The 19,780-nt window shown below is 66.5% G+C and carries 16 protein-coding genes and 1 pseudogene; 12 read left to right on the top strand and 5 right to left on the bottom strand.

Annotation, left to right across the window (positions count from 1 at the left end; genetic code table 11):
- Positions 1-17 precede the first annotated feature (17 nt).
- The 10 genes from AB4Y44_RS19720 (at position 18) to AB4Y44_RS19675 (ending at position 12,118) form a co-directional block, all read left to right on the top strand.
- On the top strand, positions 18-224 hold the full coding sequence (locus tag AB4Y44_RS19720) for a hypothetical protein (RefSeq protein ID WP_368700606.1): 207 nt from the start codon (positions 18-20) through the stop codon (positions 222-224).
- A 347-nt stretch (positions 225-571) separates the two neighbouring features.
- Entirely contained in the window at positions 572-2,479 is a 1,908-nt protein-coding gene (locus tag AB4Y44_RS19715) for a PAS domain S-box protein (protein ID WP_368700605.1), read from the top strand.
- A gap of 330 nt (positions 2,480-2,809) precedes the next feature.
- A complete protein-coding gene (locus AB4Y44_RS19710) occupies positions 2,810-3,751 on the top strand; it encodes a MurR/RpiR family transcriptional regulator (protein ID WP_342922107.1) in 942 nt (313 codons plus the stop codon).
- Entirely contained in the window at positions 3,748-4,743 is a 996-nt protein-coding gene (locus AB4Y44_RS19705; RefSeq protein WP_368700604.1) for an isoaspartyl peptidase/L-asparaginase family protein, read from the top strand. Before AB4Y44_RS19710 ends, AB4Y44_RS19705 begins: the two co-directional genes overlap by 4 nt.
- A gap of 47 nt (positions 4,744-4,790) precedes the next feature.
- Entirely contained in the window at positions 4,791-6,692 is a 1,902-nt protein-coding gene (locus AB4Y44_RS19700) for a dipeptide ABC transporter ATP-binding protein (RefSeq protein ID WP_368700619.1), read from the top strand.
- An 87-nt stretch (positions 6,693-6,779) separates the two neighbouring features.
- Complete coding sequence (gene gsiB / locus AB4Y44_RS19695; RefSeq protein WP_368700603.1) at positions 6,780-8,324, top strand: glutathione ABC transporter substrate-binding protein GsiB; 1,545 nt, start codon at positions 6,780-6,782, stop codon at positions 8,322-8,324.
- Between the two features lie 69 nt (positions 8,325-8,393).
- Entirely contained in the window at positions 8,394-9,314 is a 921-nt protein-coding gene (gsiC, locus tag AB4Y44_RS19690) for a glutathione ABC transporter permease GsiC (protein ID WP_368691109.1), read from the top strand.
- A gap of 7 nt (positions 9,315-9,321) precedes the next feature.
- Positions 9,322-10,215: a glutathione ABC transporter permease GsiD gene (gene gsiD / locus AB4Y44_RS19685; RefSeq protein ID WP_368700602.1), complete on the top strand. Its 894-nt coding sequence runs from the start codon at positions 9,322-9,324 to the stop codon at positions 10,213-10,215.
- Positions 10,212-11,288, top strand: a complete 1,077-nt coding sequence (locus AB4Y44_RS19680) for a P1 family peptidase (RefSeq protein WP_368700601.1) — start codon at positions 10,212-10,214, stop codon at positions 11,286-11,288. Before gsiD ends, AB4Y44_RS19680 begins: the two co-directional genes overlap by 4 nt.
- Positions 11,285-12,118 (top strand): M55 family metallopeptidase, encoded by an 834-nt coding sequence (locus AB4Y44_RS19675; protein WP_368700600.1) that lies wholly within the window; start codon positions 11,285-11,287, stop codon positions 12,116-12,118. The genes AB4Y44_RS19680 and AB4Y44_RS19675 overlap by 4 nt, the downstream gene beginning before the upstream one ends.
- A 102-nt stretch (positions 12,119-12,220) precedes the next feature.
- Here the strand turns inward: AB4Y44_RS19675 and glgX are convergent, their stop codons facing one another.
- The 3 genes and pseudogenes from glgX to AB4Y44_RS19660 form a co-directional block, all read right to left on the bottom strand.
- Positions 12,221-14,398 carry a glycogen debranching protein GlgX gene (glgX, locus tag AB4Y44_RS19670; RefSeq protein ID WP_368700599.1) on the bottom strand — a complete coding sequence of 726 codons (2,178 nt, stop codon included), beginning with the start codon at positions 14,396-14,398 and terminating at the stop codon, positions 12,221-12,223.
- Between the two features lie 228 nt (positions 14,399-14,626).
- Positions 14,627-14,950, bottom strand: a complete 324-nt coding sequence (locus tag AB4Y44_RS19665; protein WP_069265901.1) for an antibiotic biosynthesis monooxygenase — start codon at positions 14,948-14,950, stop codon at positions 14,627-14,629.
- 124 nt (positions 14,951-15,074) lie between these two features.
- Positions 15,075-15,308: pseudogene (locus AB4Y44_RS19660) on the bottom strand (methyl-accepting chemotaxis protein); the annotation flags it as partial.
- Here AB4Y44_RS19660 and AB4Y44_RS19655 point away from each other — a divergent pair.
- Together AB4Y44_RS19655 and AB4Y44_RS19650 are read left to right on the top strand one after the other, a co-directional pair.
- Complete coding sequence (locus AB4Y44_RS19655) at positions 15,265-15,648, top strand: hypothetical protein (protein ID WP_368700622.1); 384 nt, start codon at positions 15,265-15,267, stop codon at positions 15,646-15,648. The pseudogene AB4Y44_RS19660 and the gene AB4Y44_RS19655 overlap by 44 nt on opposite strands.
- Before the next feature lie 165 nt (positions 15,649-15,813).
- On the top strand, positions 15,814-17,940 hold the full coding sequence (locus AB4Y44_RS19650) for a TonB-dependent receptor (protein WP_368700618.1): 2,127 nt from the start codon (positions 15,814-15,816) through the stop codon (positions 17,938-17,940).
- Between the two features lie 13 nt (positions 17,941-17,953).
- On the opposite strand, the gene AB4Y44_RS19645 is transcribed toward AB4Y44_RS19650, so the two are convergent.
- A complete protein-coding gene (locus tag AB4Y44_RS19645; RefSeq protein WP_368700598.1) occupies positions 17,954-19,123 on the bottom strand; it encodes a betaine/proline/choline family ABC transporter ATP-binding protein in 1,170 nt (389 codons plus the stop codon).
- Positions 19,120-19,773: an ABC transporter permease gene (locus AB4Y44_RS19640; protein ID WP_368700597.1), complete on the bottom strand. Its 654-nt coding sequence runs from the start codon at positions 19,771-19,773 to the stop codon at positions 19,120-19,122. The genes AB4Y44_RS19645 and AB4Y44_RS19640 overlap by 4 nt, the downstream gene beginning before the upstream one ends.
- Between the last annotated feature and the right edge of the window lie 7 nt (positions 19,774-19,780).

The following is a 19,780-nucleotide window of genomic DNA, read 5'->3' as shown; positions in this document are numbered from 1 at the left end:
CACGGGGTGCCGCGCTCATGCGCGCACTGGCGCCGCAGCCGGCGGCAATGCGCGCCGCAGTGGCGATGCGCGTGGTCAATCTCAGCCGCAGGGTTTGCGCGGGGGTTCTCATGGTGACACCGGAAGGGGTGGAGCTTTGCCCTTTTTACGGCGGTGAAAAAGCGTTGCTGAAGTCGCCAGACATGTTTTTTTTTGAGGGCTTGATCGAATTCGCAACACGTTAACCGTCCGGTTAAAAACGGCATGTATTTCGGATGGCGAAGTAATTCGACAGATGTGAAATTTCAGGCGGAAGATGCGCAACGCCCGTGTGGCCGGGCCACGCGAGCAGCACGGATATGACGGCCGCGGTGCTCGATGATTGCGCAACCACACGTATGTCGAACGTTCGTGCGTTTAAGCGGCGGTTTCCGCGTAGGGGAAATGCCTGGCGCGCAAGGCTGGCGCGGCACGCGTGGTGCGTGCATTCCCGCGCTTCAGTTTTTGCCTGATCCGGCCGTAAACCCACCTAAGGCGCGCCGGTACGGGAAGCGCCACGCAACCGTAGCCGTCCTGCCGGGCCCCCCACACGATGATCACTGCTCCGCTTCCTCTGGATGAGGACGTCCGCCTTCGGGCGTTGCGGCAACTCGACATACTCGACACCGATCCCGAAGAGGCGTTCGAGCGCATCTCGCGGCTCGCCGCGTTCGCGTTCGACATGCCGATCGTGCTGATCTCGCTCGTGGACGAAGACCGCCAGTGGTTCAAGTCGCACCACGGGCTGGCCGCGTGCGAAACGCCGCGCAGCGTGTCGTTCTGTGCCCACGCCGTGCTGAGCAAGCGCATGCTCGTGGTGGAAGACGCGCTCGACGACGAGCGCTTTCTCGACAATCCGCTCGTCACGGGCGCGCCGAACATCCGCTTCTATGCGGGTTCGCCGCTGTGCCTCGCCGACGGCCAGGTGGTCGGCACGCTGTGCCTGATCGACGAAAAGCCGCGTTCGTTCGATGCAGCCCAGGCCGCCGTACTCGCGGATTTCGCGCACCTCGTCGAACGCGAACTGGAATTGCGCCGGCAATTGAACCGCTCGCGTACGGCGCACGAGCGCGACCGCCGTTCGCTCGCCATCAGCGAGGCGCGCTTTCGGACCGTATTCCAGCAAACGCCGATCGGCAAGGCCGTGGTCGATCTCGACGGCCGCTTTCTCGACGTGAACCAGAAGTTCTCGGAGATCATCGGCTACGAGGAGAGCGAACTGCGCCGCCGCACGTTCGCCTCGGTCACGCACCCGGCCGACATCGCCGCCGATCTCGCGCAGGTGGCCGAACTGCTCGCGGGCCGCCAGGCCACGTATGCGATCGAAAAGCGCTATCTGCGGCCCGACGGCCAGGCCGTGTGGGTCAATCTCGCGGTGTCGCTCGTGCGCGATGTGTCGGGCGCGCCGCTGCATTTCATCGCGGCGGTGCAGGACATTACGAGCCGCAAGAAGAGCGAGGAGGCGCTGCGCAACTATCACGTCGAACTCGAAGAGCGCGTGCGCGAACGCACGGCGGAACTGCGACGCAGCCGCGACGCGCTACAGACCATCACCGACAACGTGCCGGCGCTGATCGCCGTGGTCGATCGCGATCTGAACTACCAGTTCAACAACGAGACGTTCAAGCGCGTGTTCGGCGCGGAGCCGGCGGCGCTGCGCGGGCGCAGCCTGAGCGAGACGCTGCGCCCCGAAGTGTTCGAGCAGTTGCAGCCGCTCTTCGCACGCGCGCTGGCCGGTGAGCGCGTGACTTGCGACGAGGTGCGCTATCGGGCCGACGCCGACCGCGTATGGTCGGCCACCTACATTCCGGCCAAGCGCGAAGGCAAGGTGACGGGCTTCTACGTGATGGCGCACGACGTGACCGAGCAGCGCCGCACCGAGCAGCGCCTGCGCGAGGGCGCGCTGATCGACCCGCTCACGGGGCTCGCGAACCGGCGCGCGCTGCAGGAGACGCTGTGCGAACTGCGCGCGAGCGGCGAGCCGTTCGCACTGTTCTTCATGGACATGGATGGCTTCAAGTCCATCAACGACCGCTACGGCCACGATGTGGGCGACGCCTTGCTCAGGGAGGTCGCGCGCAGGCTCGTGGCCACCGTGCGCACGGGCGACGTGGTGAGCCGCCTGGGCGGCGACGAATTCGTGGTGGCGAGCCGCGGCGTGAGCGACGCGCGCACCGGCGAGCGCATCGCGGCGGCCATGTGCCGTGAAGTGTCGAAGGCGTTCGTCGTCGCGGGCCGCGTGATCGAGACGAGCGCGAGCGTGGGCGTCGTGCTGACTGGCGTGACAGGCGCGGCCGGCGTGGTGGACGCAACGAGCGCGATGCTCTCGGTCGAAGCCGGGAACAGGGCGCTGGCCGACGATCCGCTGTGTCTCGCCGACGCGGCCATGTACGAAGCCAAGCGTGCGGGGCGCAATACGTGGCGGTTGGCGCCGGGCGCTGAAGCGATGGTGACGTCGTGAAGCTGCACGCTCCGTTTTCATGTGACTGATTCGATTGCCGCTGGCGTCTGGCGTCTGGCGGGTGCCAAGTGCCAAGTGCGGCGCTACTCTCCACGCGCTGCCGCGCCCCTTGTCTCGCCTGCGGGCGACCTGTCTTTCCGGCTTCCCCCTCCAAAATCCAGCAACGCGTTCGAGGCGCACAGTTTCGCGCCTCGTTGTGCTCGATCAAGCTAATTTTCCCCTCGCTATGCTCGAATAGGGTAAACCCAGGGCGCGATGAAAATAAATTTTCACTAAGATCCGCCCATGTAATTTCATTTACGGCTGTGCCGTCCCAACTCCCGCTTGCGCATGTCAACCCGATCGTCAACTCCCGACACGCCCGAAGCCGAGATCGTCGCGCGCATCACCGCCGCGATGCCCGTTCTCACACCGGGCCACCGGCGCATGGCCGAGTACGTGCTCGCGAACCTGTTCCACGCCGCGACCATGCGCATCGACGAACTCGCGGACGCGGTGGGCGCTTCGGTGGCCACGGCCAACCGCTTCGCTCGCTCGCTCGGCTTCGACGGCTATCCGCAGTTTCGCGAGGCGCTCGTGCGCGGCTTCGAGGCCACGCTCGCGCCGGTCGAGCGGCTGCGCAGCGCGCAGGAATCGCCGACCAGCGGCGCCGAGCTGTTTGGCGCCTCGCTGGAGCAGGCCGAGTCGAACCTGCGTTTGTCGCGCCAGTCGATCGACAGCGCAGCGGCGGCCGCCGCCGTGGACGCGATTCTCTCGGCTCGCCGCGTCTACGTGATCGGCTCGGGCACGAGTGCGTTTCTCGCCGGGCTCATGGAGAACGCGCTGCTGCCGTACCTGGACAACGTGCAGGCGCTCGCCTCGGTCGGCGGCGCCACGCATTCTGCGCGCAGGCTGCTCGGCGCGAACAAGGACGATCTGGTGATCGGCATCGCGTTTCCGCGCTACGTGGACGACACGATCAAGCTCTCGCGCCACGCCGCGAAGCTGGGCGCGCGCGTGCTCGCGCTCACCGACAGCATCGACTCGCCGCTCGCGCGCTTCGCCGATCTCACGCTGCTGATCCGCTCCGAGCGTCGCCTCGCGGCGAACTCGGAAGCCGCGGTGCTGGCCGTCATCGAAGCGCTGTGCGATGCCGTGGCGTTGCGCGCGAAGGATTCCGTCGTCGCCGCGGCGGCCATCACCGAATCGGTGCTGCCGTGGCTCAGTTCGACCTCGGCGCAGGCGCCTGCCGCGCCTGGCGCCCCGTCTTCCCCAACGAAAAAGAAGTCATGAAATCGAACGCAGTCATTGCCATTCACGGCGGCGCCGGCACGATCCTGCGCACTTCGATGGCGCCCGAAGTCGAAACCCGCTATCTCGACGCGCTGAGCGGCATTCTCGCGGCTGGCGAGCGCATCCTGGCCGTTGGCGGCAGCGCGCTCGACGCCGTCGAGGAAGCGGTGCGCCTGCTCGAAGACTGTCCGCTATTCAACGCGGGCCACGGCGCGGTCTTCACGTCCGCGGGCACGCATGAACTCGACGCCTCGATCATGGACGGCCGCACGCTCGAAGCGGGCGCCGTGTGCTGCGTGACGCGCGTGCGCAATCCGGTGCTGGCGGCGCGCCGCGTGCTCGAGAAGAGCGAGCACGTGCTCTTCACGGGCGAAGGCGCGGAAGCGTTTGCGGCGGCCCAGGGCCTCGAATTCGTCGATCCCGGCTATTTTCACACCGATGCGCGCTACCGCCAGTGGCAGCTCGCCCGCGGCGAAGCGCGCGCAGTGCTCGATCACGATGGCGCTACGCTCGAAGCCAGGGCGGCTGCAAACGCATCGGCAGACAGCCTGCCGCACGAGCCGATCGACCCGAACCGCAAATACGGCACGGTGGGCGCGGTGGCGCTCGACGCGCACGGCCACCTCGCCGCGGCGACATCGACGGGCGGCATCACGAACAAGCAAGTGGGCCGCGTGGGCGACGCGCCGCTGATCGGTGCGGGCTGCTATGCCGACGACGCCACCTGCGCGGTGTCCACCACAGGATCGGGCGAAATGTTCATGCGCATGGTCGCGGCCTACGACGTGGCGGCGCAAATGAAATATCGCGGTGCTTCGCTCTCCGAAGCAGCGACGAATGTCGTGATGGAGCAGTTGCCGCGCATCGACGGCCGCGGCGGCCTGATCGCCGTGGACGCACAGGGCAACGTCGTCCTGCCGTTCAACACCGAAGGCATGTATCGCGGCTACGCGCGCGTGGGCGAAGCGCCCGTTGCGTCGATCTACGCTTAAGAGGCGCATCGTTTTGCGCACCAAACGAAGGAATCCTCATCGTGCCGATGTCCTCGCACTCTCCTGATAGCGCGCCGGCCCGCGAACAGGCCGCGCTGCCGCCGAACCGCGTGCTTGAAGTCCGTAACCTTTCGGTGTCGTTCAGGCGCGGCGCGGGCGCGTTCGAAGCCGTGCGCAATCTGTCGTTCCACGTCGACCGGGGCGAGACGCTCGCCATCGTCGGCGAATCGGGCTCGGGTAAATCGGTCACGTCGCTTTCGCTGATACGGCTCGTCGAGCACGGCGGCGGCAGCATAACGGGCGGCCGCATCGACCTGCGCCGCCGCAACGGCAGCGTGCTCGATCTCACGCGTGCCAGTGCCTCGACCATGCGCTCGGTGCGCGGCGCGGACATCGCGATGATCTTCCAGGAGCCGATGACCTCGCTGAACCCGGTTTTCACGGTGGGCAACCAGATCAGCGAGGCGATCGCGCTGCATCAGCAGATGAACGCCGCGCAGGCGCGCGCCGAAACGCTGCGCCTGCTGGACCTCGTGCGCATTCCCGAGGCGCGCCGCGTGATGGACCGCTTCCCGCATCAGCTTTCGGGCGGCATGCGCCAGCGCGTGATGATTGCGATGGCGCTCTCGTGCAAGCCCGCGCTCCTGATCGCCGACGAACCGACCACGGCGCTCGACGTGACGATCCAGGCGCAGATCCTGCAGCTCATTCGCGGCCTGCAGGACGAGATGGATATGGGCGTGGTCTTCATCACGCACGACATGGGCGTGGTGGCCGAAGTGGCGGACCGCATCCTCGTGATGTATCGCGGGGAAAAGGTGGAAGAGGGCGCATCCGACGCGCTGTTCGCTGCGCCTTCGCATCGCTACACGCAAGCGTTGCTCGCCGCCGTGCCGAAGCTCGGCGCGATGCAGGGCACCGACTTGCCGGAGAAGTTTCCGCTGCTGTCGATGAGCGAAGCGGCGGGCCCGGTTGGGGCGTCGAATCCTCCGGAGAACGCGCCAGAAACGAACGCGCCGCCGGTCCTGCGCGTGCGCGACCTCGTCACGCGCTTCCCCGTGCGCAGCGGTCTGTTCGGCAGGGTCACGGGCCGCGTGCATGCGGTCGAAAAAGTCAGCTTCGATCTTCACGCCGGCGAAACGCTCGCGCTGGTGGGCGAGTCCGGTTGCGGAAAATCGACCACGGGCCGCTCGCTGCTGCGGCTCGTCGAGAGCCAGAGCGGCACGATCGAATTCGGCGGCCGGAATATCAGCACCCTCACGGGCCCCGCGCTGCGGACGTTGCGCCGCGATATCCAGTTCATTTTCCAGGACCCGTTCGCCTCGCTCAACCCGCGTCTCACGGTGGGCTTCTCGATCATGGAGCCGCTGCTCGTGCACGGCATCGCGAAGGGCGCCGAGGCGCAGGCGCGCGTGGAGTGGCTGCTCGATCGCGTGGGCTTGCCGAAGTCGGCGGCGGGCCGCTATCCGCACGAATTCTCAGGCGGCCAGCGTCAGCGCATCGCCATCGCGCGGGCGCTGTCGATGAACCCGAAAGTCGTGATCGCCGACGAATCGGTGTCGGCGCTCGACGTTTCCGTGCAGGCGCAGATCGTCAACCTGATGCTCGACCTGCAGCAGGAGCTGGGCGTGGCGTATCTCTTCATCTCGCACGATATGGCCGTGGTGGAGCGCGTGAGCCATCGCGTCGCGGTGATGTATCTGGGGCAGATCGTCGAGATCGGCCCGCGCCGCGCCGTGTTCGAGAACCCGCAGCACGCCTATACGAAGAAGCTCATGGGCGCGGTGCCGATCGCCGATCCGGCGCGCCGCCACGCGAAGCGCGTGCTCGCCGCCGACGAACTGCCAAGCCCGATTCGCGCAACCGGCGACGAGCCGCAGGTCCTGCCGCTCGTGGCGGTCGGCCCCGGTCACTTCGTTGCGAAGCATCGGGTGGGCGGCGCTTACTGAGCGCGCCGCCATGCCACGCAATCGTTCGCTGTCCAGCTGGAATATTTCGCCGAGTCGTCAAGATTCATTGCTATGGAGACCTGATTGATGAAAGAAGTCAAAACATGGATGAAGGGCAGCGCGCTCGCACTCGCGCTGATCGCGGGCGCGCCTGCCGCACAAGCCGCCGGACAGCGCGCGGTGATGGCCGTCGATTCGACCTTCTCGACGCTCGACCCGTACGACGCCAACGACACGCTCTCGCAGGCGGTGTCGAAGTCGTTCTATCAGGGCCTGTTCGGTTTCGACAAGGACCTCAAGCTCACCAACGTGCTCGCCACGAGCTATGAAGTGAGCGGCGACGGCCTCGTCTATACCTTCAAGCTGCGCGAGGGCGTGAAGTTCCAGGACGGCACCGACTTCAACGCGGCGGCGGTGAAGGCGAACTTCGACCGCGTGACGGACCCGGCGAATCACCTGAAGCGCTACAACATGTTCCGCCGCATCGCGAAGACCGAAGTGGTCGATCCGTACACGGTGAAGGTCACGCTCAATGCGCCGTTCTCGGCGTTCGTGAACGTGCTTGCGCACCCCTCGGCGGTGATGATCTCGCCTGCGGCCATGAAGAAGTGGGGCAAGGACATCGGCCTGCATCCGGTGGGCACTGGCCCGTTCGCATTCGTGAAGTGGGACCCGGCCGGCGACCTCGTCGTGCACAAGTTCGACGGCTACTGGAAGAAGGGCTACCCGAAGATCGACGAGATCGACTGGAAGCCGGTGGCCGACAACAACACGCGCGCGGCGCTCATGCGTACCGGCGAAGCGGACTTCGCCTTCCGCATTCCGTTCGAGCAGGCGAGCGCGTTCCAGTCGAACCCGAAGGTGGACCTGATCGCCACGCCCTCGATCATCCAGCGCTACATCAGCCTGAACACCGCGAAGAAGCCGTTCGACAACCCGCTCGTGCGCCAGGCGCTGAACTACGCGATCAACAAGGACGCGCTGGCCAAGGTGGCGTTCGGCGGCTATGCGCTGCCTTCGGACGGCGTGCTGCCGCAAGGCGTGGACTACTCGGTCAAGCTCGGCCCCTGGCCGTACGATCCGGCCAGGGCGCGCGAACTGCTCAAGCAGGCCGGCTACCCGAACGGTTTCGAAACGACGCTGTGGTCGGCGTATAACAACTCGACCGCGCAAAAGGCCATTCAGTTCGTGCAGCAGCAACTCGCGCAGGTGGGCGTGAAGGCCAACGTCGAAGCGCTCGAAACGGGCACCGCGGTCGCGCGTGTGGAAAGCGCGCAGGACCCGGCAACGGCGGGCGTGCGCATGTATTACATCGGCTGGTCGTCGTCCACGGGCGAGGCGGACTGGGGCATCTCGCCGCTGCTCGCTTCGGCATCGTGGCCGCCCAGGCTCATGAACACGGCGTACTACAAGAACACGGCGGTCGATGAGGACCTCGCGAAGGCGCTCGAAACGACGGACCGCGCGCAAAAGACGGCGCTCTACGCCGATGCGCAAAAGCGTATCTGGGCCGACGCCCCGTGGGTGTTCCTCGTGAAGGAGAAGGTCGTGTACGCCCGCAGCAAGCGCCTGGCCGGCGCGTATGTGGCGCCCGACGGCTCGTTCAACTTCGACGAGATCTCGATTCGCTAATGCGTTGCGCGCCGCGCCGGAACCGATGGGTCCGGCGCGGCGCGCACGCCCCGATGCAGTAACGCGCTCATGCTGAATTTCATTGTCAAACGCTCGCTGGGTCTGCTGCCGACGCTCCTGATCGTCGCGGTTCTGGTGTTCCTGTTCGTGCACCTGCTGCCGGGCGACCCGGCGCGCCTCGCGGCCGGTCCCGAAGCGGACGACGCCACGGTCGCGCTCGTGCGCGCCGACCTCGGCCTCGACCGGCCGCTGCCGCAGCAGTTCCTCCACTTCTTCGTGCGCATCGCTCACGGCGACTTCGGTGTCTCCATGCGCAGCAAGCGCCCGGTCGTCACCGAAATCGGCGAGCGCTTCATGCCCACGCTGCTGCTCACGCTCACCAGCATGGTCTGGGCGGTGGTGTTCGGCATGGCGATCGGCATCGTCTCGGCCGTGTGGCGCAATCGCTGGCCCGATCGCATCGGCATGGCGCTCGCGGTGTCGGGTATTTCGTTTCCGGCGTTTGCGCTCGGCATGGCGCTCATGGAGCTGTTCTCGGTGCACCTGGGCTGGCTGCCCGTGGTGAGCGACGGTTCGTGGCGCAGCTACGTGCTGCCGTCGGTCACGCTCGGCGCGGCCGTGGCGGCGGTGATGGCGCGCTTCACGCGGGCCTCCTTCGTCGAGGTGCTTAACGAGGACTTCGTGCGCACGGCGCGCGCGAAGGGCGTGGCCGAGCAATGGGTGGTGATCAAGCATTGCCTGCGCAACGCGATGATTCCCGTCGTCACGATGATGGGCCTGCAGTTCGGCTTCCTGCTGGGCGGCTCGATTGTCGTGGAGGTGGTGTTCAACTGGCCGGGCCTCGGGCGGCTGCTCGTCGATTCGGTGGCGATGCGCGATTACCCCGTGATTCAGGCCGAAGTGCTGTTGTTCTCGCTCGAGTTCATCGTCATCAATCTGATCGTGGACGTGCTGTACGCGGTCATCAATCCGACCATTCGATTCAGGTGAGCCCGCCATGAGCACGACCCTAAACGAAGCCGTACGCGCGGAGGACGAAGCGATCCGCACGCCGTGGCGCGAATTCTGGCGCAAGTTCCGCAAGCAGCATGTCGCGCTCGGCGCGGGCGCATTCGTGCTGCTGCTGGTGGTGATCGCGGTGTTCGCGCCGCACCTCGTGCCTTACGATCCGGAAAATTACTTCGACTACGACTCGCTCAACGCGGGTCCTTCGGCGGCCCACTGGTTCGGCGTGGACGCGCTGGGCCGCGATATCTTCAGCCGCATTCTCGCGGGCACGCGCATCTCGCTCGCGGCGGGCTTTCTTTCGGTGGCGCTGGGCGCCGTGGTCGGCACGTTCTTCGGCTTGCTCGCGGGCTACTACGAAGGCTGGTGGGACCGCATCACCATGCGGGTGGCCGACGTGCTGTTCGCATTCCCAGGCATTCTGCTCGCCATCGGCGTGGTGGCGATCCTCGGCAACGGCATGATCAACGTGGTCTGTGCGGTGGCGGTGTTCAGCATTCCGGCGTTCGCGCGGCTCGTGCGCGGCAACACGCTCATGCTCAAGCACCTCACGTATGTCGAGGCGGCTCGCAGCATTGGCGCGTCGGACTGGACGATCGTCATGCGCCATATTCTGCCGGGCACCGTGTCGTCCGTGATCGTGTATCTGACCATGCGGATCGGCACGTCGATCATCACGGCGGCGAGCCTGTCGTTCATCGGCCTGGGCGCGCAGCCGCCCACGCCGGAGTGGGGCGCCATGCTCAACGAGGCGCGCGCCGATATGGTGACCGCGCCGCATATCGCGCTGTTCCCGAGCCTCGCCATCTTCCTCACCGTGCTCGCGTTCAATCTGCTCGGCGACGGTTTGCGCGATGCACTCGACCCGAAGCTGGACCGCGCATGAGCGGCTATCGTGGGGATACCGCGCCGCATGTCGGCACACTGGCGAGCGGCGCAACGGGCACGATTGCCGACGTCAGCGGCGTGCGTGTCGGCCATTGCACGCTCGATGCGGGCGAGGTGCAAACCGGCGTGACCGTGCTGCTGCCGCATGGCGGCGACCTCTTTCGCGAGAAGGTGCCGGCGGGCGCCTGTGTGATCAACGGATTCGGCAAGAGCATCGGGCTCATGCAGCTCGAAGAGCTGGGCGTCCTCGAAACGCCGGTCGCGCTGAGCAACACGTTCGCGGTGGGCGCGCTCGCCCAGGCGCAGATTCGCGCAGCGGTCGCGGCGAATCCGCAAATCGGGTGCGGCTTGCCGACCGTCAATCCGGTCGTGTTCGAGTGCAACGACGGGTATCTGAACGATATCCAGGCGCTGGCGGTTCATGAAGAACACTATGTTGCGGCCTGCGCCGCTGCGTATGCCGACTTCGCGCGTGGCAGCGCAGGCGCGGGGCGCGGCATGTCGAGCTTCGACCTGAAGGGTGGCATCGGCACGGCGTCACGCGTAGTGCAGGCGGCGGCCCTGCAGTACACCGTGGGCGCGCTCGTGCTGGCGAACTTTGGCCGCCTGCCGATGCTCACGATCGGCGGCGTGCCCGTGGGGCGCGAGCTGGCGGCGCGCGCGGCGCCCAATCGCGCGACGCAGGAGCCCGAGAAGGGCTCGATCATCATGCTGATCGCCACGGACGCGCCGCTCGACGCGCGGCACCTTCGGCGCGTTGCGATGCGCGCGGCGGCGGGTCTCGCGCGCACGGGGTCCGTCTATGGGCACGGCAGCGGCGATATCGCCATGGCGTTCAGCACCGCATACACGTTGGCGCACGACGCGCCGACCCACGCGTTGCCGCCCCTGCTCGCCGACTCGCAGCTCGATCCGCTGTTTCAGGCGAGCGCCGATTGCGTCGAGCAGGCGATTCTCGACGCCTTGTGGAGCGCGAGCACCGTGCACGGCCGCGATGGCCACGTGCGTCTCGCGCTGCGCGACGCGGCGCCCGATCTCGCCGATCTGCTTGCAGGCGGAGCGCAAGCATGAAGGTCCTCATTTCGGTCGATATCGAAGGCATCGGCGGCGTCTTCAACGTTCAGCAAACGCGCGCAGGAAACGCCGAGTACGAGCAGGCGCGCCGCTGGATGACGCTCGAAGCGAACGCGGCCGTGGAAGGCGCGTTTTCGGGCGGGGCGAGCGAGGTGTGGGTCAATGACTCGCATGGCGGCTTCAACAACCTGCTGCTCGACGAGATCGACGCGCGCGCCCGCGTGATACTCGGCAAGCCGCGCATGCTCGGCATGATGGCAGGCCTCGAGCACCGGCCCGCGCTCGTGTTCATGATCGGCTATCACGCCATGGCGCAAAGCCGCGGCATGCTCGCGCACACCATCAACAGCTTTGCGTTCGCGCGCGTGCTCGTCGATGGCGTGGCGACGGGCGAGGCGGGGCTGTATGGTGCGCTCGCGCAGGAATACGGCGCACGCGTGGCGCTGCTCAGCGGTGACGATGTGTTCGAAGGCGAAACGCGGCCCGCTTTTCCCGATGCGAAGTTCGTGGTGGTGAAGCGCGCCGGCGGCCACGCGAGCGGCGACCTGCTGACGCCCGCCGCGAGCCGCGAACGGCTTCGCGACGCGGCGCGCGAAGCCGCCGGGCAGGTCGCGCGCGACGGCGAATGGTGGGACCGCGCGTGTGCGGCGCCGCGTATGCGCACATGCGAGCTGCATACGCAGACCAATGCGCTGGCCGATCTCTTTGCACAGTGGCCCGGCGTCGAGCGCACGGCGGGCTGCGTGATCCGGTTCGCGGCGCCAACCGCCGAGGCCCTTGTGCGCACGCTCAATAGCCTGTCGGCGATGTCGGCGGTGCTGCGATGAGGCGCTCGCTATTCTCTGTATTGTGCAACTAACTGTCAGTCCCGCGACACGCCACACGACGGATTGGCGGCTTCGCCGCCAATCCGCGAAAAAGCCTGTCGCTCACCCCGTGAGGTCTTCCTCGAGCCGGTCGAACACCCGTTGCGTCGCGCCACGCGCGTGCAGCGCGAACAGCAGCAGCGAACGACCCGTCACCTGGTAGATATCACCCGCCTCGAATTCGGGCAGTTCGTCGCGCACGGGCATGTTCGTGTCGATGAGGCAGCTCCACTGATCGTTGCCCGGTACGGAGGGCAGCGTGAATTCCACCACGTCGTGATAGGCGTTGAACACGATGAGCATGGTCGCATCCGAGGCGAGGCGCATGATGCCGCTCGTTTGCGATCGTCCATCGATGAGCACGCCGAAACAACGCATCGCCGAATCGTCCCACTGCTCCTGAGCGAGCGGTACGCCGGCGGGCGAGAGCCATTCGACGTCGGTGACGTCGAGCGTGGCGTTGTGCTCGCCGATGAGAAACCGGTTGCGTCGCAGCACCGGCAGCGCATGGCGCAGCGCGGTGAGCTTGCGCACGAAGTCGGCGAGCGCGCGGCCCGAGTCGTCGATGCCCTCCCAGTCTACCCAGCTCACGTCATTGTCCTGGCAATACGCGTTGTTGTTGCCGCGCTGCGTGCGGCCGAATTCGTCGCCTGCGAGCAGCATCGGCGTGCCCTGCGAGAGCAGCAGCGTGGCGAGGAAGTTGCGCTTCTGGCGCTCGCGCAGCGCGCGGATCTCGGGGTCGTCGGTCGGGCCTTCCGCGCCGCAGTTCCACGACAGATTGTCGCCGTGGCCGTCGCGGTTGTCTTCGCCGTTGGCTTCGTTGTGACGCTCGTTGTACGAAACGAGATCGTTCAGCGTGAAGCCGTCGTGCGCGGTGACGAAGTTCACGCTCGACCATGGTCGCCGCCCGCGCCGGTTGAAGCTGTCGCCCGAAGCGCACAGGCGTGTGGCGAGCTCGGGCGCCTTGCCCTCGTCGCCTTTCCACCAGGCGCGCGCGGTGTCGCGAAAGCGGTCATTCCATTCCATCCACCCGGGCGGGAAGCCGCCCACCTGGTAGCCGCCCGGCCCGCAGTCCCACGGCTCGGCAATCAGCTTGACGCTCGCGAGAATCGGGTCCTGGCGGCAGCTGTCGAGAAAGCCGCCGCCTTCGTCGAAGCCATAGGGCTCGCGCCCGAGGATCGTCGCGAGGTCGAAGCGAAAACCGTCCACGCCCATTTCGAGCACCCAGTAGCGCAAGCTGTCCGTGACCATCTGCAGCACGCGCGGGTGCGAGAGGTTGAGCGTATTGCCCGTGCCGGTGTCGTTGATGTAGTAGCGCCGATCTTCGGGTAGCCGGTAGTACGAAGCATTGTCGATGCCTCGAAACGAGAGCGTCGGACCGAGTTCGCTGCCTTCCGCGGTGTGGTTGTACACCACGTCGAGTATCACTTCGAGACCCGCCTGGTGCAGGCGGTCCACCATGTTCTTGAACTCGTCGATCGAGCCGTGCGCGCCCACCGAGTAGCGCGGGTCCGGTGCGAAAAAGCCGATGGTGTTGTAGCCCCAGTAGTTCGTGAGACCGCGTTCGAGCAGGTGCGAGTCGTTCACGAAGGTGTGGATGGGCAGCAGCTCCACGGATGTCACGCCAAGCCCCCGGATATATTCGAGCACCGGCGTTTGCGCGAGCCCCGCGAAGGTGCCGCGCTCTTCGTGCGGCACGTCGGGATGGCGGATCGTGAAGCCGCGTACGTGCGTTTCGTAGATGATCGTGCGCTCGCGCGGCACACGCTCGCGCATCGGGTGGTGCCAAGTGAAGCCCTGATCGACCACGCGGCAGCGCGGCACATAGCGCGCGCTGTCTCGCGTGTCGAACGAAAGATCGCCGTCGCGGCTGCCGATCGTGTAGCCGAACACTGCGGGATGCCAGCGCAGCGCGCCCACATGCGCCTTCGCATAGGGGTCGAGCAGCAGCTTGTTCGGATTGAAGCGATGGCCCGCCTGCGGCTCGTACGGTCCATGCACGCGATACCCATAGATGGCGCCCGGTTCGAGTTCGGGCAGATAGACGTGCCACACCTCGTCGGTGTATTCGGGCAACTCGATGCGTTCGAGTTCGCGCAGGCCGCTCTTGTCGAACAGACACAACTCGACCTTGGTCGCATTTGCGGAGAAGAGCGCGAAGTTCACGCCGCGGCCGTTCCAGGTGGCGCCGAGTGGGAACGGCTGGCCTTCTACGATGCGGGTAGCGGTTTTTTTCTTCATGGGCTCGTCGGTTGGGGGCGCGAGGGCGCGCGCCGCCAACACCGTTGCGCGCGAGGGCAGGGGCTTCAATCAAGCAAGGTTTGGGCCTAAGAGGCCCGGCGCAGGGGGAGACGAGGGGAGAGGGGCCGGATGCGCGGGGCACCGCGGTGGTGCGCGCTGCAAGCGTGTAGCTTTGGCGCAGCGCGTGCACAGATTTACCGATTCTTTTGATGACTTCGCGTGCAGCGCCTACTTCACGGTTTGCACGACTTCGAAGCCTTCGAACTCGGGATGGCTCAAATAGACTGGACGGTTTGCACCGCCCGCGTTGCCCGCGTTTCGATGTGCCGCGCGAAAGGCGTCGGAGCGCGTCCAGTCTTCGAAGTGCGCGTGGCTCGCCCAGATCGTGTGGCTCGCATAGAGCACGTGGTCTTCGCGCTGCGGGCCTTTGAGCAGATGAAATTCGATGAAGCCGGGCACTTGCTTCAAGTGCGTGTCGCGCGTGGCCCAGACTTCCTCGAATGCGGCCTCGGAGCCTGGCGCGACCTTGAAGCGGTTCATGGCGATATACATGCGGCGTTCCTCTTCGCGTACGGAAAATCGATTTGCAAGGCGGCGGATGACTGTGCCCGCCGCTGCTTCGAGTTCCGATTATAAGAGGCCGTGATAGCGCCCGCGTCGCGGCGGGCCGCCGGCCTCAGGCCACGCGGAACACCTGTACGGTGCCGGCAAGCTTCGTGGATTGCGTGTCGAGCGCCTGGGCCGCGGCGGTCACCTGCTCGCCGGGCGCCGCGTTTTGCTGCGTGACTTCGTCCATCTGCGTGACGGCGGTGTCGACCTGTTCGATGCCGCTTTGCTGCTGCTCCGAGGCGGAGGCGATCTCGTTCATGATGGCGGTCACGCGCTGCACCGATGTGCGCAACTCGGCCATGCGCGCGCACGGCCTGGCTCAGATTGCCGGAGGAGATTTCATCGAGGCTCTTGAGCGCGTAGTTGAGCGGCTCCATGATCGCGCGGCGCAGCGTCACCCAGCCGAGGCCCGCGCCGAGCAGGCCGAGCGCGACCATGGCGGCGCTCACGCCCGAGAACAGATGGAAATTTGCTTCGGCCTCCTCATATCGCATCTTCGCGTTGTTGTAGAGGTACTTCTTGACCTCAGGGCGATGGAGAGGCTTTTGAGTCGGAGCGAGCAAATAGCGCGCAAGTTCGTGCGTTTTCGCAGCGTAATCGGCAACGTTTGCGAAAACGCCGCGCGCGCATGGCGGTTGTGAGCTGAAAGCCATCCGTCAAAATTCCCTTCCCAAATAGTAATGTTATAACGTAACATTCGCGTCGAGCTGCAGCCACAACAACTGCGCGGCGTGCGTCCACCCTGGGCCCCGGACGTCCGCCGCGCATCACTCCAACGACGCAAACAAGAAACCATCGTGGCGACCATTCCTTTTACGTCCTTGTCCGCGCTGCTGGCGGGGCTGCGCTTCGCGCGCGTCCTGCCGCTCGCTCCCTTGCCGCTCGCGCTCTGCGGTGCGCTGGCTCATGCCCAATCGCCGGCGACGAACGATGCCAATGCGGTGGCTGGCGACACCCAGCAGGGCGTCGCGACGCTCGCGCCGGTGTTCGTCACCGCGAACCCGCTCGGCAGCATCGCGCTCACGGCGCCTTCCACGGCGCTCTACGGTGACGCGCTCGTCCTGCGCCGCGCCAACTCGCTCGGCGAAACGCTCAACGGGCTACCGGGCGTTTCCACGACGACCTACGGTCCGATGGTCGGGCGTCCGATCATTCGCGGCATGGACGGCGACCGCATCCGACTGCTGCAGAACGGCGTGGCCGCGTTCGACGCTTCGTCGCTGTCGTACGACCACGCGGTGCCGCAGGACCCGCTCTCGATCGAGCGCGTCGAGATCGTGCGCGGGCCGGCCGCGCTGCTGTACGGCGGCAATGCGATCGGCGGCGTCGTGAACACGATCGACAACCGCATTCCGCGCGAGCCGGTTTCGGGCGTCACCGGCGCGGTGGACGCGAGCTACGGCGGCGCGAACGACGCGCGCGCCGGCGCGGCGCAGGTGGAAGGCGGCAACGGCGGCTTCGCCTTCCACGTGGACGCCTTCGCCCGCGACACGAGCAACCAGCGCATTCCCGGATACGCGCACTCGGCGCAGCAACGCGCGCTGGACGGTCCCGATGCTGCCCAGCCCTACGGCAGCATCCCGAACAGCGACGGCCGCTGGCACGGCGGCGCGGTCGGCTCCTCGTACACCTGGGCCGACGGCTACGCGGGCATCTCCTACAACAGCTTCGACGCGAACTACGGCTCCGTGGCCGAAGACGATGTGCGGTTGCGCATGCATCAGGACCATGTGGCGCTCGCTTCCGAGGTGCGCAACCTGCAGGGGCCGATCAGCCAGCTCAAGTTCGATTTCGGTTATACGGACTACGAACATCGCGAGATCGACAACGGCGAAACAAGCACGACGTTCCGCAATCACGGCTACGAAGCGCGCCTGGAAGCGCGCCACGCGACACTCGGACCGCTGCAGGGCGCGTTCGGTGTGCAGGTGAGCCAGAACACCTTCTCGGCGCTGGGCGACGAGGCGCTCGTGCCGACCACGCAAACCACCAATGTCGCGTTGTTCGGACTGGAAGAATGGAATGTGACGCCCGCGCTCAAGCTGAGTCTGGGCGCGCGCATCGAGCATGTGAAGCTCGATCCGGTGGCGGGCGAAGACGGCACGAAGTTCGCGGGCGTGTTGGCGCGCGACTTCAACGCGGGCAGCCTCTCGGCGGGCGCGCTCTACAAGCTCACACCAGTATGGTCGATGGTCGGCAACGTGGCGTACACCGAGCGCGCGCCGACCTTCTACGAGCTCTACGCAAACGGCCCCCACGACGCGACCGGCCAGTATCTGATCGGCAACCCCGACGCGCAGAAGGAAAAGGCTGTATCCACGGATCTTTCGCTGCGCTACGCGAGCGGCCCGAACAAGGCGAGCGCGGGCGTGTTCTACAGCCGTTTTCGCAATTACCTCACCGAGTACAACACGGGCCGCCTCGTGGACGACGACGACACGCCCGTGCCCGCCGGCACCGCGGATGCGCTCAACGAGGCCGTCTATCGCGGCGTGCCCGCGGAATTCTATGGGGTGGAACTGGAAGGGCGCTGGCGCGTGCTGGAGCGCGGCGCGCATCGGCTCGATATCGGCTTGGCCGCCGACTACACGCACGCGCGCAACGTGGACACGGGTGCGCCGCTGCCGCGCATTGCGCCGCTGCGCGCGACGCTCAACGCCGACTACGGCTACGGCCCGTTCGGCGCGCACGCCGAACTGGTGCGCGCATGGGCACAACACCGCGTGCCAGAAGACGATCTGCCGACCGCCGGCTACACCACGCTCGCGCTGGCGCTCACCTACAAATTCCATGTGGGCGCAGCGAACTGGCTCGCATATGTGCGCGGCGACAATCTCACGAATCAGGACGTGCGCTATGCCAGCTCCGTGGTGCGCGACATCGCGCCCGAGGGCGGGCGCAGTGTCATGGTCGGATTGCGCACCACGTTCTAGCGCGTCCTGCGGCTCACACGGCGGCAGCCGCCGGCCGCATCGCCGCGCTCGGCGGCTGCCCGGTCTGCTGCCGCGAGCGGCCCGAGCTCAGATAGTCGGCGATCGAATCCTGCGTGATCTCGCCCACGTAGGCGCCCTCGGCGTCGAGCACCGGCATCCACGAGGCGCGGAACTGGTACATCTTCGAGAGCACGATGCGCAGGTTGTCGTCGACCGACACGATGGCGGGGAAGGGCGTGATGCGATCGCCGCACACGCCTTCGGCCCCGCGCGCGGCGCGGCGCGCCACGAAGCCGAGCGCGTGCTGCGCGTCGTCGAGCACGGTGAGGTAGCGCGAGTCGCTTTCGTCCATCGCGGCGAACGCGTGCGAAAGCGGCGTTTCGGCACGCGCCGTTTCGGGCTGCGTAGCGGCGTCGCCCGCCTTCACGAGCAACAGGCGCTTGAGGGTGCTGTCCTGGCCCACGAACTGCGCGACGAAGTCGTCATGCGGGCGCGCGAGCAGCGTATCGGGATGGTCGTACTGCACGAGCTTGCCGCGCCGGAACACCGCGATGCGGTCGCCCAGCTTGATCGCCTCGTCGATATCGTGGCTGACCATGATGACGGTCTTCTTCAGTTGCCGCTGCATCTGGAAGAACTCGTTCTGGATGGCCTCGCGATTGATCGGATCGACCGCGCCGAACGGCTCGTCCATGAGCAGCACGGGCGGGTCGGCGGCCAGCGCGCGAATCACGCCGATACGTTGCTGCTGGCCGCCCGAAAGCTCGCGCGGATAGCGCTTCAAATACAGCTTCGGGTCGAGCGCGACCATCGACATCAGTTCCGCCGCGCGCTCGGCGCAACGCTTCTTGTCCCAGCCGAGCAGGCGCGGCACGACCGTGATGTTCTCCGCGATCGTCATGTTCGGAAACAGGCCGATCTGCTGGATCACATAGCCGATGCGGCGGCGCAGGTCCACTTCGTTCAGGCCCGTGGTGTCCTCGCCGTTGATGAGCACGCGGCCCGAGGTCGGCTCGATCAGCCGGTTGATCATCTTGAGCGTGGTGGTCTTGCCGCAGCCCGAGGGGCCGAGGAACACGCAGATCTCGCCTTCGGCCACCGAAAGGCTCACCGAATCGACGGCGCGTACGGCCTGGCCGCCTTTCTGCGTGAAGGTCTTCGTCAGTTGGTCGAGTTCGATCATGTCTTCTGTACTCCTTTCGGTGTCAATGCGCGCTGCAGCATCTGCAACAACAGGTCGGCGACGATCGCGAGCACGCTCACGAGCACGGCGCCCACGAGCAGCTTCATCATGCTGCTCTGGCCAATGGCGCGAATGATCAGCGTGCCGAGGCCGCCCGCGCCGATCACGGCGGCAATGGTCATCACGCCGATGTTCATCACGACCGCCGTGCGCACGCCCGCGAGAATCACGGGCACGGCCAGCGGCAAATCGACGAGAAGCAGCCGCTGCCACGACGTCATGCCGATGCCGGTGCCGGCCTCCTTGATGCCCGCATCGACGTTGCGCAGCGCGAGGTAGGTGTTGCGCATGATGGGCAGCAGCGAGTAGAGGAACACCGCCGTGATGGCGGGCAGCGCGCCGATGCCCTGGCCGAAGCGCGAGAACACCGGAATCATCAGGCCGAACAGCGCGATGGAGGGCAGCGTGAGGATGATGGTCGCCAGTCCCAGCAGCGGCGCCGCGAGCCAGTCGTGGCGGCTGATGAGCACGCCGAGCGGCACGCCCGCGATGATCGCGCAGCCCACGGCGATGCCCACGAGGTAGAGATGCTGGAGCGTGAGCTGCAGCAGCTCGGGCCAGCTCGAAGCGAGATAGTCGAATACGTTCATATGGCCT

Source organism: Paraburkholderia sp. BR10937, assembly GCF_040965695.1.
In the GTDB taxonomy this organism is placed as follows: Bacteria; Pseudomonadota; Gammaproteobacteria; order Burkholderiales; family Burkholderiaceae; genus Paraburkholderia.
Note: the sequence above shows the minus strand (reverse complement) of the source record. Positions and strands in the feature narration are given on the sequence as shown.

What these genes read in the sequence shown, in the direction of transcription:
- AB4Y44_RS19720 (WP_368700606.1), top strand. Translation starts at nt 18, where the DNA reads ATGCGCGCACTGGCGCCGCAGCCGGCGGCAATGCGCGCCGCAGTGGCG.
- AB4Y44_RS19715 (WP_368700605.1), top strand. Translation starts at nt 572, where the DNA reads ATGATCACTGCTCCGCTTCCTCTGGATGAGGACGTCCGCCTTCGGGCG.
- AB4Y44_RS19710 (WP_342922107.1), top strand. Translation starts at nt 2,810, where the DNA reads ATGTCAACCCGATCGTCAACTCCCGACACGCCCGAAGCCGAGATCGTC.
- AB4Y44_RS19705 (WP_368700604.1), top strand. Translation starts at nt 3,748, where the DNA reads ATGAAATCGAACGCAGTCATTGCCATTCACGGCGGCGCCGGCACGATC.
- AB4Y44_RS19700 (WP_368700619.1), top strand. Translation starts at nt 4,791, where the DNA reads ATGTCCTCGCACTCTCCTGATAGCGCGCCGGCCCGCGAACAGGCCGCG.
- gsiB (WP_368700603.1), top strand. Translation starts at nt 6,780, where the DNA reads ATGAAAGAAGTCAAAACATGGATGAAGGGCAGCGCGCTCGCACTCGCG.
- gsiC (WP_368691109.1), top strand. Translation starts at nt 8,394, where the DNA reads ATGCTGAATTTCATTGTCAAACGCTCGCTGGGTCTGCTGCCGACGCTC.
- gsiD (WP_368700602.1), top strand. Translation starts at nt 9,322, where the DNA reads ATGAGCACGACCCTAAACGAAGCCGTACGCGCGGAGGACGAAGCGATC.
- AB4Y44_RS19680 (WP_368700601.1), top strand. Translation starts at nt 10,212, where the DNA reads ATGAGCGGCTATCGTGGGGATACCGCGCCGCATGTCGGCACACTGGCG.
- AB4Y44_RS19675 (WP_368700600.1), top strand. Translation starts at nt 11,285, where the DNA reads ATGAAGGTCCTCATTTCGGTCGATATCGAAGGCATCGGCGGCGTCTTC.
- glgX (WP_368700599.1), bottom strand. Translation starts at nt 14,398, where the DNA reads ATGAAGAAAAAAACCGCTACCCGCATCGTAGAAGGCCAGCCGTTCCCA.
- AB4Y44_RS19665 (WP_069265901.1), bottom strand. Translation starts at nt 14,950, where the DNA reads ATGTATATCGCCATGAACCGCTTCAAGGTCGCGCCAGGCTCCGAGGCC.
- AB4Y44_RS19655 (WP_368700622.1), top strand. Translation starts at nt 15,265, where the DNA reads ATGATGGCGGTCACGCGCTGCACCGATGTGCGCAACTCGGCCATGCGC.
- AB4Y44_RS19645 (WP_368700598.1), bottom strand. Translation starts at nt 19,123, where the DNA reads ATGATCGAACTCGACCAACTGACGAAGACCTTCACGCAGAAAGGCGGC.
- AB4Y44_RS19640 (WP_368700597.1), bottom strand. Translation starts at nt 19,773, where the DNA reads ATGAACGTATTCGACTATCTCGCTTCGAGCTGGCCCGAGCTGCTGCAG.